12 protein-coding genes are annotated in these 14,471 nt (G+C 72.1%); 4 read left to right on the top strand and 8 right to left on the bottom strand.

Annotated elements, in window-relative coordinates; genetic code table 11:
- Nucleotides 1-23: 23 nt before the first annotated feature.
- From ACSQ2D_RS15195 to ACSQ2D_RS15185, 3 genes are read right to left on the bottom strand one after another with little or no spacing between them, the layout of a single operon-like run.
- Nucleotides 24-860 carry an SDR family oxidoreductase gene (locus tag ACSQ2D_RS15195; RefSeq protein ID WP_435986772.1) on the bottom strand — a complete coding sequence of 279 codons (837 nt, stop codon included), beginning with the start codon at nucleotides 858-860 and terminating at the stop codon, nucleotides 24-26.
- Nucleotides 861-862: 2 nt separating this feature from the next.
- Nucleotides 863-2,911: a hydantoinase B/oxoprolinase family protein gene (locus tag ACSQ2D_RS15190; RefSeq protein ID WP_435986771.1), complete on the bottom strand. Its 2,049-nt coding sequence runs from the start codon at nucleotides 2,909-2,911 to the stop codon at nucleotides 863-865.
- 1 nt (nucleotide 2,912) lies between these two features.
- The gene (locus tag ACSQ2D_RS15185) at nucleotides 2,913-5,048 is read right to left on the bottom strand and encodes a hydantoinase/oxoprolinase family protein (RefSeq protein ID WP_435986770.1); all 2,136 of its coding nucleotides are present in this window, start codon (nucleotides 5,046-5,048) and stop codon (nucleotides 2,913-2,915) included.
- A 198-nt stretch (nucleotides 5,049-5,246) separates the two neighbouring features.
- Here ACSQ2D_RS15185 and ACSQ2D_RS15180 point away from each other — a divergent pair, with 198 nt between their 5' ends.
- The 4 genes from ACSQ2D_RS15180 to ACSQ2D_RS15165 all read left to right on the top strand — a co-directional run bounded on the left by ACSQ2D_RS15180 (nucleotide 5,247) and on the right by ACSQ2D_RS15165 (nucleotide 8,672).
- The gene (locus ACSQ2D_RS15180; RefSeq protein ID WP_435986769.1) at nucleotides 5,247-5,687 is read left to right on the top strand and encodes a YciI family protein; all 441 of its coding nucleotides are present in this window, start codon (nucleotides 5,247-5,249) and stop codon (nucleotides 5,685-5,687) included.
- A complete protein-coding gene (locus tag ACSQ2D_RS15175) occupies nucleotides 5,684-6,904 on the top strand; it encodes an RNA polymerase sigma factor (RefSeq protein WP_435987859.1) in 1,221 nt (406 codons plus the stop codon). Before ACSQ2D_RS15180 ends, ACSQ2D_RS15175 begins: the two co-directional genes overlap by 4 nt.
- Before the next feature lie 150 nt (nucleotides 6,905-7,054).
- Complete coding sequence (locus tag ACSQ2D_RS15170) at nucleotides 7,055-8,101, top strand: hypothetical protein (protein ID WP_435986768.1); 1,047 nt, start codon at nucleotides 7,055-7,057, stop codon at nucleotides 8,099-8,101.
- A 13-nt stretch (nucleotides 8,102-8,114) separates the two neighbouring features.
- Nucleotides 8,115-8,672, top strand: a complete 558-nt coding sequence (locus ACSQ2D_RS15165; protein ID WP_435986767.1) for an RDD family protein — start codon at nucleotides 8,115-8,117, stop codon at nucleotides 8,670-8,672.
- Nucleotides 8,673-8,804: 132 nt separating this feature from the next.
- On the opposite strand, the gene ACSQ2D_RS15160 is transcribed toward ACSQ2D_RS15165, so the two are convergent.
- Genes ACSQ2D_RS15160 through ACSQ2D_RS15140 form a run of 5 tightly spaced genes read right to left on the bottom strand, consistent with a single transcriptional unit; the run spans nucleotide 8,805 to nucleotide 14,334 of the window.
- Complete coding sequence (locus ACSQ2D_RS15160) at nucleotides 8,805-9,728, bottom strand: carbon-nitrogen hydrolase family protein (RefSeq protein WP_435986766.1); 924 nt, start codon at nucleotides 9,726-9,728, stop codon at nucleotides 8,805-8,807.
- Between the two features lie 2 nt (nucleotides 9,729-9,730).
- Nucleotides 9,731-10,387 carry an SRPBCC family protein gene (locus ACSQ2D_RS15155; RefSeq protein ID WP_435986765.1) on the bottom strand — a complete coding sequence of 219 codons (657 nt, stop codon included), beginning with the start codon at nucleotides 10,385-10,387 and terminating at the stop codon, nucleotides 9,731-9,733.
- The gene (gene cutA, locus ACSQ2D_RS15150; protein WP_435986764.1) at nucleotides 10,384-12,825 is read right to left on the bottom strand and encodes an aerobic carbon-monoxide dehydrogenase large subunit; all 2,442 of its coding nucleotides are present in this window, start codon (nucleotides 12,823-12,825) and stop codon (nucleotides 10,384-10,386) included. Before cutA ends, ACSQ2D_RS15155 begins: the two co-directional genes overlap by 4 nt.
- Entirely contained in the window at nucleotides 12,822-13,370 is a 549-nt protein-coding gene (locus tag ACSQ2D_RS15145) for a (2Fe-2S)-binding protein (protein WP_435986763.1), read from the bottom strand. Before ACSQ2D_RS15145 ends, cutA begins: the two co-directional genes overlap by 4 nt.
- A complete protein-coding gene (locus ACSQ2D_RS15140) occupies nucleotides 13,363-14,334 on the bottom strand; it encodes an FAD binding domain-containing protein (RefSeq protein WP_435986762.1) in 972 nt (323 codons plus the stop codon). Before ACSQ2D_RS15140 ends, ACSQ2D_RS15145 begins: the two co-directional genes overlap by 8 nt.
- Between the last annotated feature and the right edge of the window lie 137 nt (nucleotides 14,335-14,471).

Here is a 14,471-nt window from a genome sequence, read left to right as displayed (position 1 = left end):
GCGACAGGCCGGTCCGCGACCGGTCAGGAGCGGGTGAGCGCGTCCGCCCATGAGCGCGGCTCGCGTCCGAGGAGACGTCGTGCCGTCCTGGCGTCGCCGACGAGACCGCCGCGGTCGTAGGAGGCGAACATCGCCGACAGGTCGTCGCGCGCCTGGGACGTGAGGGACGCCCCGGGTCCGGCGACCCACTCGGCGAGCTCCACGCGTACGGCCTCGACGGGGTGCCCGAGCACGTCGGCCGCGACGCGGGCCTGCTCGCGCACCGAGAGCACCTCGGGGCCGGCGAGGTCGTAGGTCACGCCCTCGTGGCCGGGACGGGTCAGCACCGTCGCCGCGACCTCGGCCACGTCGTCGAGGTCGACGTTCGTGAACGGGACGTCGAGCGAGTAGGGGACCGCGAGCCGCCCGACGTGGGCCGCGTCGAGGAGGTTCTGGTGGTATGCCGCCGGGCGCAGCACCGTGGCTCCCGGCACGTGGGTGCGCACGACCTTCTCGGCCTCGGCCTTGCGCAGGTGGTGCGGCATCGACGGGTCGTGCGGGTGCAGCACCGAGTGGAACACGAAGCGGGACAGGCCTGCCCGCGCTGCCGTGCCGGCGACCCGGTCGGCGATGGCGACCTCGTCCGGATGGACGTTGGGCGCGAGGTGGTAGACGGCGTCGACACCGGTCACGGCCTCGTCGAGCCCCTGCCCCGTCGAAAGGTCAATGACCGAGATCGACCGGGCCCCAACGGCATACGCTCTCTCGGCCCGTTCCGGCGAGCGAACGGCAGCGATCACGGTGACGCCCTGTGACGTGAGGGCGCGCGTGACGGCGCGGCCGGTCTTGCCGGTCGCGCCGATCACGAGGACCGTCGTCACGCTCAGACCCAGTCGACATCCGCCGCCGACCGTCCCGCGGCCAGCGTCGCGTAGCCGGGGCCACGGTCGAAGAACGGCTGCTCGTCCGCGCGGTCGCCGCGCAGCTGCTCACGCAGGGCGTCCGACGCGGCCGCGTCGATGACGGGCTCGTCGAGGTCCCCGGCGGCGACGACGCCGTAGTCGCGGCGCGCGCCCTCGAACGAGACCTTGCCCCAGCGGAGGTCGCGCTCGACCTCGTCGTAGGGACGCTCGAGCGGGTCGCCCCAGCCGCCTCCACCGGTGGTCCGGATGCGGATGACCTGTCCCGCCTTGACGACCTCGGCGTCGGCGAGGGCGTCGACGGTGCGCTCCTCGGGTCCGCCCACGTCGACGGTGACCTCGAACGGGCGACCGGCCTTGCCGCCCTTGACGCCCCAGCACGCGAGGATCGACCGGTCGGCGATCGACATGAAGTGGGCGTCCTTGAGCATCCGGATGTGCTTCTCGTAGCCGAGACCGCCGCGGTGCCGGCCGGCTCCGCCCGAGTCGACGGCGAGGCCGAGGCGCTCGACGATGAACGGGAAGCGGCTCTCGGTGAACTCGGTCGGCAGGTTGCGGCTGTCGGGCACGACGTGGATCGTGTCCTCGCCGTCGGCGTAGTACCGCCCGCCCGAACCGCCGCCGAGCACCTCCCGCATGAGGTAGTCGTTGTCGTCGCGGTCCTTGCCGTAGACGCCGGTGTAGCGGATCGTCTCCTGGTCGGCCGGCATCTTGCCGTCCACGGCCTTGGCGACGACCCCGGCGAGAACGCCGAGCAGGCGCAGGATGACGAAGGTGCGGGCGTTCGTCGGCGCGGGGTAGATCGGCGTGAGGAGCGTGCCCTTCTCGGGGAACTTCATCTCGATGAGCGGCACGATGCCCTCGTTGACGTCGAGCTCGGCCATCCGCTCGGGGGTGTCGGCGAGGTTGCGCAGGATCGGGGCGAGCCACTTCTTGAGGAAGTTGCCGCCGACGTAGTCGCCGCAGTGGTTGATCGGGCCCTTGGCCTGCGGCGCCGTGCCGGTGAAGTCGATGATGAGCTTGGGCCCGCCGTCACCGGGGCCGGGGCCACCGGTCGACTGCTTGGTGAGGGTGATTCGCTGCGTGTGCAGCTTGGGCTCGTCGACGCCGTCGTGCTCGGCGTAGTCCTCCCAGACGTACGTGCCGTCGGGGATCTTGCTGAGGATCTCGCGACGGTAGGTCTCGGTCGTCTTGTCGAGGATCGCGTCGAAGGCGGCCTCGATCGTGTCGCGGCCGTAGCGCTCGAAGAGCTCGCCGAGACGCCGGGCGCCCATGAGGCAGGCCGAGCACTCGGCGTCGAGGTCGGCAGCGAGGCTGTCGGGCATGCGACTGTTGCGCGTCATGATACGCAGCGCAGCCTGGTTGGGAACTCCCTTGTCCCACAGCTTGATCGGCGGGACCGAGAGGCCCTCCTCGAACACCGTCTGGGCGTTGCTCGGCATCGAGCCGGGCACGGCGCCACCGATGTCGTCGTGGTGGCCGAACGCCTGGACGAAGGCGACGACCTCGCCGCCGGAGAAGACCGGGACCGTGACGCAGAGGTCGGGCAGGTGGCCGATGCCACCCTCGGACTCGTAGACGTCGTTGTGGAAGAAGACGTCCCCCTCGCTCATCTCGGCGAGCGGGAAGTCGCGGGCGATCGGGTGGACGAGCGCGCTGTAGGAGCGACCCGTCAGCTTGCGCAGCTGACGGTCGTGGATGCCGGCCCGGAAGTCGTGCGCGTCGCGGATCATGGGAGAGCGGGAGGTACGGGCGATGGCCGTCTCGACCTCCATCTCGACGCTCGCGAGCGTGCCCTCGACGATCTCGACGAGGATCGGGTCGACGGTCGTGCCCTCGGGCGTCAGCCGGTTGCCGTGCTCGTATGCCGTGGGGAGCCCCGCGGGGTTCACCGAGGTGCCGTCGTGGCCGGAGCTGCCGGCGTCCGTGACGTGGGGGGCAGTGCCCTGCGACCCGGTGGCGGCGTCGACGGGGGCGAGGCGGGTGGCCGCGGTCTGGCAGGAGAAGCACATGTCAGGCCTCCGGGGTGGTCGTCGGGGCGGCGGTGGACCGGGTGATGACGAGGTTGCCGAGCGTGTCGACGCGGACGACGAAGCCGGGGTGGACCGGGACCGTCGAGCCGAACTCCTCGATGACCGCCGGGCCCTCGACGGTGTCGCCGGCGAGCAGGTCGGGCCGCCACCAGACGTCCGTGTCGACGTAGCCGGCATCCGCGTCGAAGCAGACCGGGCGGACGCTGCGGTGGGCACGCTCGCGCACGTCGGCCGCGCCGTGCGACGGCGCGAGGTCGCGCAGCTCGGGCCGCGTGATGGGGCCGACGCCGGTGACGCGGAGGTTCACCCACTCGACCTGCTGCGTCGGGTCGCCCCGGAAGTCGTAGCCGTAGAGCGCGCGGTGCTCGTCGTGGAAGCGCGAGGCGACGCCGGCGGCATACGCCTCGTCGATGTCGCCCTCGGGCGCGGCGACGCGGACCTCGTAGGCCTGGCCGAAGTAGCGCAGGTCGACGGTGCGCGTGTAGCGGTGGCTCTCGCGCGGGAAGCCCTCGCCGTCGAGGGCGCTCGCCGCCTTGGCGGTGAGGTCGTCGAAGGTCTTCTGTACGGCGGCGTGGTCGAGCGCGTGGTGGCGCGCGACGGACGTCTGGACGTAGTCGTTCTTGACGTCGACGGTGAGCAGTCCGAAGGCGGAGACGTTGCCGGGGTTCTGCGGCACGACGACGCCGGCGAGGCCGAGGATGTCGACGAGGCGGCAGGCGAGCAGCGAGCCCGAGCCGCCGAAGGTGGCGAGCATGAAGTCGCGCACGTCGAGTCCGCGCTTGACCGACACCTGCCGCAGCGCGTTGGCCTGGTTCCACGCGGAGATCTCGAGGATGCCGGTCGCGCAGCGCTCGAAGTCGAGGCCGAGGCGCTCGGCCAGGGCCGAGACCCCGGCGCGCGCGGCCTCCACGTCGAGCGGGATCTCGCCGCCGAGCAGGTGCGGGGGGATGCGCCCGAGCGTCACGTGCGCGTCGGTGATCGTCGGCTCGGTGCCGCCCTTGGCGTAGCAGAGGGGGCCGGGGTCGGCGCCCGCGGACTGCGGACCGACCTTGAGCGAGCCCTCGGGGGAGATCCACGCGATGGAACCGCCGCCTGCTCCGACGGTGACGACGTCGATCATCGGGATCTTGCTCGGGTAGGCACCGACCGTGCCCTCGGTCGTCAGCGTCGGCTCACCGGCGAGGACGACGGACACGTCGGTCGAGGTGCCGCCGCCGTCGCACGTCAGGACCTTGTCGAAGCCGGCGCGGCTCGCGATGAGACCGGCACCGAGCGCACCGGCCGCAGGTCCGGAGAGGACGGTCGTGATCGGCTGGTGCACGACCTCGTCGGCCGAGAGCACACCCCCGTTGGACTTCATGATGTAGAAGGGCAGCTTCTCGCTGCTGCCGACGAACTCGTCGAGCCGGTGGTGGATGTTGGCGACGTAGCGCGACACGTTGGGCTTGACCGCGGCGTCGACGAGGGTCGTCATCGAGCGCTCGTACTCGCGGTACTCGCGCAGCACCTCCGAGCTGATCGACACGACGGCGTCGGGGTGCTCGCGGCGGAGCACCTCACGCATCGCCAGCTCGTGGCTGTCGTCGGCGTAGGAGTGCAGGAAGCACACACCGATCGTCGTGATGCCGCGCTCCTTGAACCACCGCGCGACGGTGACGGCGCGCTCCTCGTCGAACGGGCGGATCTCGTTGCCCTCGAAGTCGAACCGGCCGCCGACCGTCTTGACGTAGTCGGCCGGCACGATGCGTGCGGGCTTGACCCAGAAGTAGGAGTTGCCGTAGCCGTCGGGCACCGCCTGGCGGGCGATCTCGAGGATGAACTCGTAGCCCTCGGTCGTGATGAAGCCGAGGGCCTCGACCTTGCCCTCGAGCAGCTTGTTCGTCGCGACGGTCGTGCCGTGCGAGACGGCGCTGATGTCGTCGCCGGCCGCGTCCATGAGGTCGAGGACCTTGCGGACGCCGGCCAGGAAGCCGTCGGCGGGGTTGCTCGGCGTCGATGGGGTCTTCGTCGTGACGAGCTCGCCCGAGTCCTCGTCGAGCGCGACGACGTCGGTGAACGTGCCACCCGTGTCGATGCCGATGCGGATCCGGCGGCGTGCGGAGGTGCCTGCTGTCATGGTGAGGATTCAACCCGCGGGACGCCTCCCGGGGCGTTGGCACATGCTGCCAACACCTGCCCGGTTCCGCGCCAACCCTCGCCAGATCCGTTCGGGGCCGAACTGTCGGGCACGGTCGATGTCGAGGGCGCGCCGTCCGCTCCGTCCCCGGGGTGAGCGTGCCACGCTGGCACGACACGACGAAGGAGCGAGTGAGACATGGCGAAGTACCTCATCGGCGTCGACTTCCAGGCCGGCGACGACCCGGCCCCGATGTCCGACTGGACACCAGAAGAGGTCCAGGCCCACCTCGACTACTACGAGAAGCTCGTCGGCGAGCTCGAGGCCAACGGCGAGCTCGTCTCGTCGACGATCCTCACGGGGCCCGACCTCGCCAAGATCGTGCGGTCCGACGGTGCCGCACCGGTCGTCACGGACGGACCCTTCCAGGAGTTCAAGGAGTGGCTCGCCGGCTTCCAGGTCGTCGAGGTCGACTCGGAGGAGCGCGCACTGGAGATCGCGTCGCTCATGTCGGCGGTGCCGGGCCGTGGCGGCGTGCCCACGCGGCAGCCGATCCACGTGCGCCAGGTCATGGAGGAGGCGCCGGCGAACACCGACGAGATGGATGCCTTCCTGCGCACGGCGGGCGGCACCCGCTGAGCACAGAGCCCGCCGTCGACGACCTGCTGCGCACGCTCGCGCCGCAGGTCGTCGGCATCGTCAGCCGCCGTTTCGGCGACTTCGACTCGGCCGAGGACGCCGTCCAGGAGGCCCTGCTCGCCGCAGCCCGGCACTGGCCCGTCGACGGGCTGCCCGACGAGCCGCGCGCGTGGCTCGTCACCACGGCCTCCCGACGCCTCGTCGACCGGTGGCGCAGCGACGCGGCCCGGCGTGAGCGCGAGGCGCGCGTCATCGCCTGGGAGGTGCCGGCTCACGACCCGGTCGACCGCGACGACAGCCTCACGGTGCTCTTCCTCTGCTGCCACCCGTCACTGACCCCGGCGTCGGCGATCGCGCTGACGCTGCGCGCCGTCGGGGGGCTGACGACCGCCGAGATCGCCCAGGCCTTCCTCGTGCCGGAGGCGACGATGGCGCAGCGGATCAGCCGCGCCAAGGCCACGATCCGCGCCTCCGGCGCCGGCTTTCGTATGCCGTCCGGTGGCGACCGTGAGGAGCGTGTCCGCTCGGTGCTCCACGTCCTCTACCTCGTCTTCAACGAGGGGTACGCGAGCACGCACGGCGACACGGTGCAGCGGACCTCGCTGTCCCGGGAGGCGATCCGCCTGACGCGGATGCTCGTGGACGGGACTCCCGACCCTCCCGAGGCCCTGGGCCTGCTCTCCCTCATGCTGCTGCTCGAGGCGCGCGCCCCGGCCCGCAGCGACGCCTCGGGAGCTCTCGTGCCGCTGCCCGACCAGGACCGGTCGAGGTGGGACGTCTCGCTCGTGGCGGAGGGTCTCGACCTGCTGGGCCGGGCCATGGCGTCAGGGGCGGTCGGGGAGTACCAGCTGCAGGCCGCCATCGCCGCGGTCCACGACCGTGCACCGACGGCCGCCGACACCGACTGGGACGAGATCCTCTCGCTCTACGGTCTGCTCGAGCAGGTCACGGGCAACCCGGTGGTGACCCTCAACCGGGCCGTGGCGGTGGCCATGGCGCACGGACCCGAGGCGGCCCTCGAGGTCGTCGACGAGGTCGAGGACCGGCTCGGCACGACGCACCGCTGGATGGCGGTGCGTGGGCAGCTGCTCGAGATGGCGGGCGACACCCCCGAGGCGGCCGACCTCCTTGACCGGGCCGCCGCGACCGCGACGAACGAGGCGGAGCGCCGGCACCTTGCGTCCCGGGCCGCTCGACTGCGGTCGTCCGGGTCCTGAGCGCCTCGTTCGCCGATCCGCGGGATCGGCGCTCCTTCACTCGTCGCGGGTGATGCCCGCCCGGGCCAGTCGGACGCATGCTGGAGACAGAACGAGTCAGCGGCGCCGGTCGGTGTGGGTCACGGTGCCCCGGGACGGTGAGGACGAGGCATGGACGAGACCACGGCAGCCGGGCCGGACGAGCCGGTGGGGCGCTTCGAGCCGCTGACCGTCTCGGACCTTGCCGAGGTGGTGCTCGGTCTGGCCGCGGTCGGGGTCGAGACGGCCGGCAGGGTCGTCGAGCGGGTTCGGCCGCCGATGCTCGTCACGGCCGTGGTGACGGCACCGGTGACGGCTGCGCTGAGCCATCTGTCCGCCCTGGTGCGAGACGCCGACTGGTCGCAGGAGCTGCGCCGTCGTGGGCGGTCGCGACGCGACGACATGGGTCGACGGGCCGAGCTGGTGGCCCAACGGCTGGCGGCAGCCGTCGTCGAGGCCGTCCTCGACCTCGTGGACCTCACGGACGTCGTCGTCGACCACGTCGACCTCGACGCGGTCGTGCAGGCGGTCGACCTGGACCGGGCGGTGTCGCGGGTCGACATCGGGGCCGTCGTCGACCGCGTCGACGTCGACGCGATCATCGAGCGCGTGGACGTCGACAAGGTCGTCGCGCGTGCTGACCTCGACCGCGCCGTGGCGGCGGTGGACATCGACGCGATCGTGGGGCGTGTGGACATCGGGGCGATCATCGACCGGGTCGACGTCGATGCGGTGGTCGCGCGTGCTGACCTCGACCGCGCCGTGGCGGCGGTGGACATCGACGCGATCGTGGGGCGTGTGGACATCGGAGCGATCATCGACCGGGTCGACATCGACGCCATCGCCGCGCGTCTCGACCTCGACGCGATCATCGACCGGGTCGACATCGACGCCATCGCTGCGCGTCTCGACCTCGACGCCGTCGTGGCCAGGCTCGACCTCATCGCCCTCGCCGAGTACGTCGTCGAGGAGATCGACCTCCCGGGCATCATCCAGAGCTCGTCGGGTGCCATGGCCTCCGAGGGGATGCGCGAGGTGCGCTGGCAGGGCGTCGGTGCCGACGAGCGCGTCGCGCACGTCGTCGACCGGATGCTCCGGCGTCGTCCGCGCACGCCGGGGCCGGCCCTCCCAGCCAGCGAGATCGCGAGCCATCCGGTGCTGCCGGGGTCGGCCGGATGACCGGCGCGACGTCATGACGTCACCGTCGCGGCCCGGCCGGGACCCGGTGTCCCGGATCGTCCTGCCCGGCCCGGCGCGCTCGGTCCAGGGCCACCGGGCGGGCATCGTCACCCGGGTGGCAGCCGGCGCCGTGGACCTCACCGTCGCGCTCCTCGGCGTCGCCCTCATGTATGCCGCGTGGTCGGGGACGATCTTCCTGCTCGGTCCACAGTCCTTCCACTTCCCGGACCCGGGCGGGCTGAGGCTGCTCCTGCTCGTGCTCGGGCTGCTCACGGCATACCTCACGGTGGCGTGGGCGACGACGGGCCGCACCTTCGGCAACCGCCTGCTCGGCCTGCGCGTCGTCGACGACGGCGGGCGCACGATCGGGCTCACGCGGGCGTTCCTGCGCGCCGCGGCGTGCGTCATGTTCCCGATCGTGCTCTTCTGGGTCGTCGTCAGCCGCGAGAACCGGTCGCTGCCCGACCTGCTGCTGCGCACGTCGGTCGTCTACGACTGGACGTCCACTCGCGGACGGGGCGAGGAGCCGACGTCGACGCCCCGCGCGATCGTGCTGCCCCCCGAGGACTGAGCCGACGGGCCGCGCCGACGGACGACCGTTGGTGGCGTGTGCGGCTCGACACGCCGCACGACACGCCGGTCCCGGGCGGCCATACCGACCAACGGTCGTCGGTCGGCCGGTCGCCCGGGCGGGGCGCGGAGGTCAGCCGGCCTCGCCGCGGTGGATCGGCGCGTGCGGGAAGGACGTCTCGGCGGCGCCCTCGAGCTCGGCCCGGTGGTTGCGGATGAGGTCGAGGTTGCGGTCGCGCAGGTGGTCGAACGCCTGGCCGACGTTGGAGCCCGGCGTCAGCGACGCGAGCGCGTCGGCCGGGTCGAGCCGGGCCGAGACCCAGCCGGGGTGCGTCGCGGCCTTGGCGACGATGTGGCCGATCGGCGTCACGATGTGCGAGTTGCCGAAGTAGAGCACGCCCGCGGGGTCCGCGCCCACGGCGTTGGCCCCGACGACGTAGACGTGGTTGTCATAGGCCCGCGCCCGCGACGTGAGGTCCCAGATGTCGGCCGAGCGCAGCAGCGCCGACGGCCGGCAGATGACCTCGGCGCCCTGGACGGCCTGGATGCGCGCGAGCTCGGGGTAGTCGCCGTCGAAGCAGATGATCATGCCGATGCGGCCAAGCTCGGTGTCGCACACCGTGACCGTGTCGCCCGGAGTGACCCACCCGCCGCCGCTGACGATCTCGGAGCAGAAGGGGTGCGTCTTGCGGTAGACGCCGAGCACGTCACCCGAGGGTCCGACGAGCACCGACGAGTTGTAGACGACCCCGCGCTCGGGCCCGCGCTCGTAGGTGCCGAAGCAGATGTGCACGCCGAGCTCGCGGGCCACGGCCTGGATCGGCTCGGCCATGGCGCCCGGCAGGTCGGTGACGAGGTCCCAGAGCTCCTCCTTGGAGCAGCCCGGGGTGAAGCCCGTCGTCGCCGACTCGGGGAGCACGACGAGCTCGGCCCCGGTGGCGGCGACGCACTGGCGCGTCATGTCGACGCACCTGTCGAGGTTGGCGCGGATCGAGTCGGCGGTCAGCGGCCCCGCGACGGGGGCGACCTGGACGGCCGCGGCGGTGAAGGCGCGCATCGTCATCGCCTCCCGATCGCCCAGCCGACGAGGACACCGACGAGCGCGACGGCCCCGCCGGTGACGACGCCGAGGGCGTACTCGCGCCCGGCGAACGGTCCCGCGGGAGCCGGCCGGCCGGCATACGACACCGGGGTGCCGGGCGCAGCAGCGCCAGCAGGTATGCCGGGTGCCGGGCCCAGCGCGGCGGCCCCGGGAGCGCTCGGGGTGACCGGGCGGACGCCCGAGATGTCGGCGTCGACGGCGGAGAAGAACTGTCCCGCCATCTTCTTCGTGACACCGGCGAGCATGCGCTGACCGACGCCGCCGATGACACCACCGACGGACGCGTCGGCGTCGTAGGTCAGGTCGGTGCCGCCGGCGGTGGAGGGGCGAAGGCGCACGACGACGTCGGCGTCGACGGTGCCCGGAGCGCCGGCGCCGGAGGCCTTCATCGTGAAGGAGCCGGGGTGCTGCGGGTCCCGGAGGGACACCTCCCCGTCGTAGGTGCCCTTGATCGCGGCGACGCCCGCCGTCACGGTCATCGCGTAGTGGTCGGGCCCGAGCTCGGTGAGGCGCTCGCAGCCCGGCAGGCAGCGCGCGAGCACGGCCGGGTCGTGGAAGGCGTCCCACACCTGCTGCGGGTCGGCCGCGAGGGTGGCGGATCCGGTGATCTTCATGCGGTCGGCTCCTTCTGTGACGTGCTCGTCGTGCGTGTCGTGCGGTGCAGGGACGGGATCTCGCCGTCCGCGTGGCGGCGGCGCAGCTCCCAGAGGTCGTAGGGCGAGATCGGCATCCGGGTGATGGGGAAGCCCTCGGCGTCCTCGATGGCCGACGCGATGACGGCGGACACGGGGATGCAGCCCGCCTCACCGGCGCCCTTGATGCCCAAGGGGTTCAGCGGGCTGGGGGTCTCGAGGTGGTCGGCCTCGATGGTCGGCACCTCGGACGCGTAGGGCATGAGGAAGTCCATGAAGCTCGCGTTGAGCAGCTGCCCCGACTCGTCGTAGGCCATCCGCTCGTAGAGCGCGCCGCCGACCCCCTGCGCGACGCCGCCGTGGACCTGGCCCTCGACGATCATCGGGTTGATCATCGTGCCGCAGTCGTGGATGACGCAGTAGCGCAGGATCGTGATCTCGGCCGTGACGGGGTCGGTCTCGACGATCGCCGCGTGCATGCCGTTGGCGAAGGTCGCCTGGGTGGGGGAGTAGAAGTCCTTGCCCTCGAGACCCGGCTCCTCGTCGTCGGCGACGGGGGGCTTGTCGGGGTCGAAGGTGCCGGCGAACTGCGTTGCGGCCTTTGCCGCTTCGTCGAACGCGTAGCGCAGCGGGTTGGACAGCACCGACACCGTGCCCAGGCTCATCGACGTCGCCGGGGCACCCTTGACGCGCACCGTGCCCTCGACGATCTCGAGGTCCTCGGGCGACACCTCGAGGGCGTCCGCGGCGATGCGCAGCGCCTTGGCCCGGACGTTGCGCGCGGCGAGGGCGATGGCGCTGCCGCTCATGACCGCGGCTCGCGACGCGAAGGTGCCCACGGCATACGCCATCTTGCGGGTGTCTCCGGTCGTGACGTAGACGTCTTCCATGCGCACGCCGAGCTCCTGGGCGACGATCTGCGCGAAGACGGTCTCGTGACCCTGTCCCTGTGAGGTCAGGCCCGTCGAGACGTTGACGCGACCGCTCGTCTCGATCTGGATGTGGCCGCCCTCGTAGGGACCGACGCCGGTGCCCTCGACGTAGCAGCCGATCCCGAGCCCGACCTTGCGTCCCTCGGCCTCGGCCTGGCGGCGGTAGTCGGCGAAGTCGTCCCAGCCGACGAGGTCCTTGAGCTTGGCGAGGCTCGCCGGGAAGTCACCCGAGTCGTACTTGAGCGGGCGGCCGTCCTGGAAGAGCAGGCCGTGGTCCCAGGGCATCTCGGTCGGGAGGATGAAGTTGCGCGAGCGGACCTCGGCGCGGTCGAGTCCGAGCTCGTCGGCGATCGCGTCCATCGTGCGCTCCATGGCGAAGCAGCCCTGCGGACGGCCCGCGCCCCGGTACGGCGTCACGAGGACGGTGTTCGTGTAGAGCGACCAGAACTCGCAGCGGTAGGTCCCCGGCTTGTAGGGGCCGAGCAGCTGGGTCGAGGTGATGATCGGGACGATGATGCCGTAGGGGGTGTACGCGCCGTTGTCGTGCCAGAGCTTGACGTCGAGCGCGAGCAGGTGGCCCTCGTCGTCGAAGCCCACCGTGACCCGCTGGAGCTGGCCGCGCTCGTGCGCCGCGCTGATGAAGTGCTCGCGCCGGTCCTCGGCCCACTTGACCGGGCGGCCGAGCAGGATCGCGGCCCACGGGACGAGGACCTCCTCGGGCCATGGGTGGACGATCTTGACGCCGAACCCGCCGCCCACGTCGGGGGCGATGCACTCGACCTTCGCGAGCGGCAGGTCGAGCTTGGCGGCGACGGCGGCGCGCACACCGGTCGAGGTCTGCGTGGAGGAGTACATCCGCAGCTCGCCGCGGTCGCGGTCCCAGCGGGCGTAGACGCCCTTGCCCTCCATCGGCATGCAGGCGCTGCGCTCGATGTCGAGGTCGAGGGTCAGGGTGTGGGGCGCCGCGGCCATCGCGGCCTCGACGTCGCCGACCTCCTGGAGCATGTGGGCCGCGACGTTGTCGGGCACGTCGTCGTGCACGAGCAGCTCGCCGGAGCGGGCGGCCTCGATGCCGACGACGACGGGCAGCTGGTCGTAGGTGACGCGGATGCGCTGGCACGCGTCCTCGGCGACGTAGCGGTCGGTCGCGACGACCATGACGATCGGCTCGCCGACGTGGTTGACCTCGTCCTTGGCGAGCGCGTAGCCGGTGCGGCCGTGGGTCAGCGTCGGGTGCGGGATGAGCAGCGGCAGCGGCTCGCCGACCCGGCCCGGGAGGTCCTCGTGGACGTAGATGCCGACGACACCCTCGACGTCGACGGCCTCGGACGCGTCGATGTCGACGATGCGGGCGTGGGCGTGCGGGCTGCGGACGAAGGCGGCCGCGAGCGCGTCGTGCCCGAGGTCGTCGAGGTAGCGTCCGCCGCCGGTGACGAGGCGAGGGTCCTCCTTGCGCCTGATCGGCGCGCCGAACATCTGCGTGGTCACGACTGCACCTCGGCCGTCTCGTCCGCCCGCTCGGCCTTGATCTCGGCGGCGCGCAGGACGCTCTTGACGATGTTCTGGTAGCCGGTGCAGCGACAGAGGTTGCCCGAGATCGCCTCTCGCGCCTCCTCGCTCGTCGGTGACGGGTTGTCCTCCAGGTAGGCCGTGACGGTCGTGAGGAAGCCTGGGGTGCAGAAGCCGCACTGGAGCCCGTGGCACTCGGCGAAGGCCTGCTGGACGGGGTTCATCGACTCGCCGGTCGGTGCGAGCCGGGCGTCGGGCGCCGAGCAGAGGCCCTCGACGGTCGTGACCGCGTGGTCCTGCGCCGTGACGGCGAACATGAGGCACGAGCGCATCGGCTGCCCGTCGACGAGGACGGTGCAGGCGCCGCACACGCCGTGCTCGCAGCCGACGTGCGTGCCGGTGAGCTCGAGGTCGTGGCGCAGGAAGTCCGAGAGCAGGCGGCGGGCGGGCACGGTGGCCGAGTGGCGCACGCCGTTCACGGAGACCGTCACGTCGTGGAGGGTCTCGCTGGTCGTGTCAGTCATCGCCTGCTCCTTCTCCACCGAACGCAGCGTTCGATGGCGAACTCAGTGGTGTAGCAGCGCTTTCGCGATCGAACGCTGCGTTCGGTGCGGTGGGTTGAGCGCGGTCGGCGGCCTGGGGGAGGACCCGGCGGGTCAGCTCCGTGACGAGCATGCGGCGGTAGTCGGCGCTGGCGTGGATGTCCCCCTCGGGGTCGACGTGCCCGCGCACCGCCTCGGCAGCGGCGTCGAGAGCCGCGTCCCAGGCGGCGGTGCCGGGCTCGACCCCACCCAGCGACGGCGTGAGGTCGAGGACCGACGGCACGTCGGTGACGGACACGAAGGACGCGCGGGCGGCGGAGACGACCCCGTCGGTGACGGTGACCGCGACCCCGACTCCGGCCATCGCGTAGTCGCCGTGGCGACGGGCCGCCTCGGTGAAGGCCGTGCCGGTGCCGGCCGGGAACCGACCGAAACGCACCGCGACGGCCAGCTCCTCGGCCGCGAGCGACGTCTCGAGGGCACCGAGGAAGAAGTCGGACCACGCGATCTCGCGCGCCCCGGACGGGCCCGCCACCTCGACGACCCCGTCGGTCAGCGCGAGGATCGCCGGCATCTCACCCGCCGCGTCGGCGTGCGCGATGGAGCCGACCGTCGTGCCGCGGTTGCGGATGGCCGGGTGCGCGACGTTGACGAGCGCCTGGCGCAGGAGGGGGAGGGCGGCATACGCCTCCTCGGAGCGCTCGAGGCCCGCGTGCCGCACGAGCGCGCCGACGCGGACGGCCTCGGACGTCACCTCGACGGTGTCGAGGCCGGCGACGCGGTTGATGTCGACGAGGTGGGCCGGCGAGGCCAGGCGCATGTTGAGGATCGGGATGAGACTCTGGCCGCCCGCGAGGACCTTGCCGTCGTGCCCGACCTCGGTGAGGACGGAGACGGCCTGCTCGACGGTGAGCGGTGCGTGGTGCTCGAAGGGGGCGGGCTTCACCGAACTGATCCTGCCTTCCGACCCCCGGTGGGGACTAGTGATGGTTGTGCATCGCTGCCCGTGGGCTTTTGGCAACTTCTGCCCTGAACGGGCCGTGGGCCCCCGATCCGAGATCGGGAGCCCACGGGCCGGTGCTT

Origin of the sequence: Terrabacter sp. LjRoot27 (assembly GCF_964254175.1) — a bacterium.
Lineage (GTDB): Bacteria > Actinomycetota > Actinomycetes > Actinomycetales > Dermatophilaceae > Terrabacter.
The sequence above is the reverse complement of the archived record's forward strand: the minus strand, read 5'-3'. Positions and strand labels throughout refer to the sequence as shown.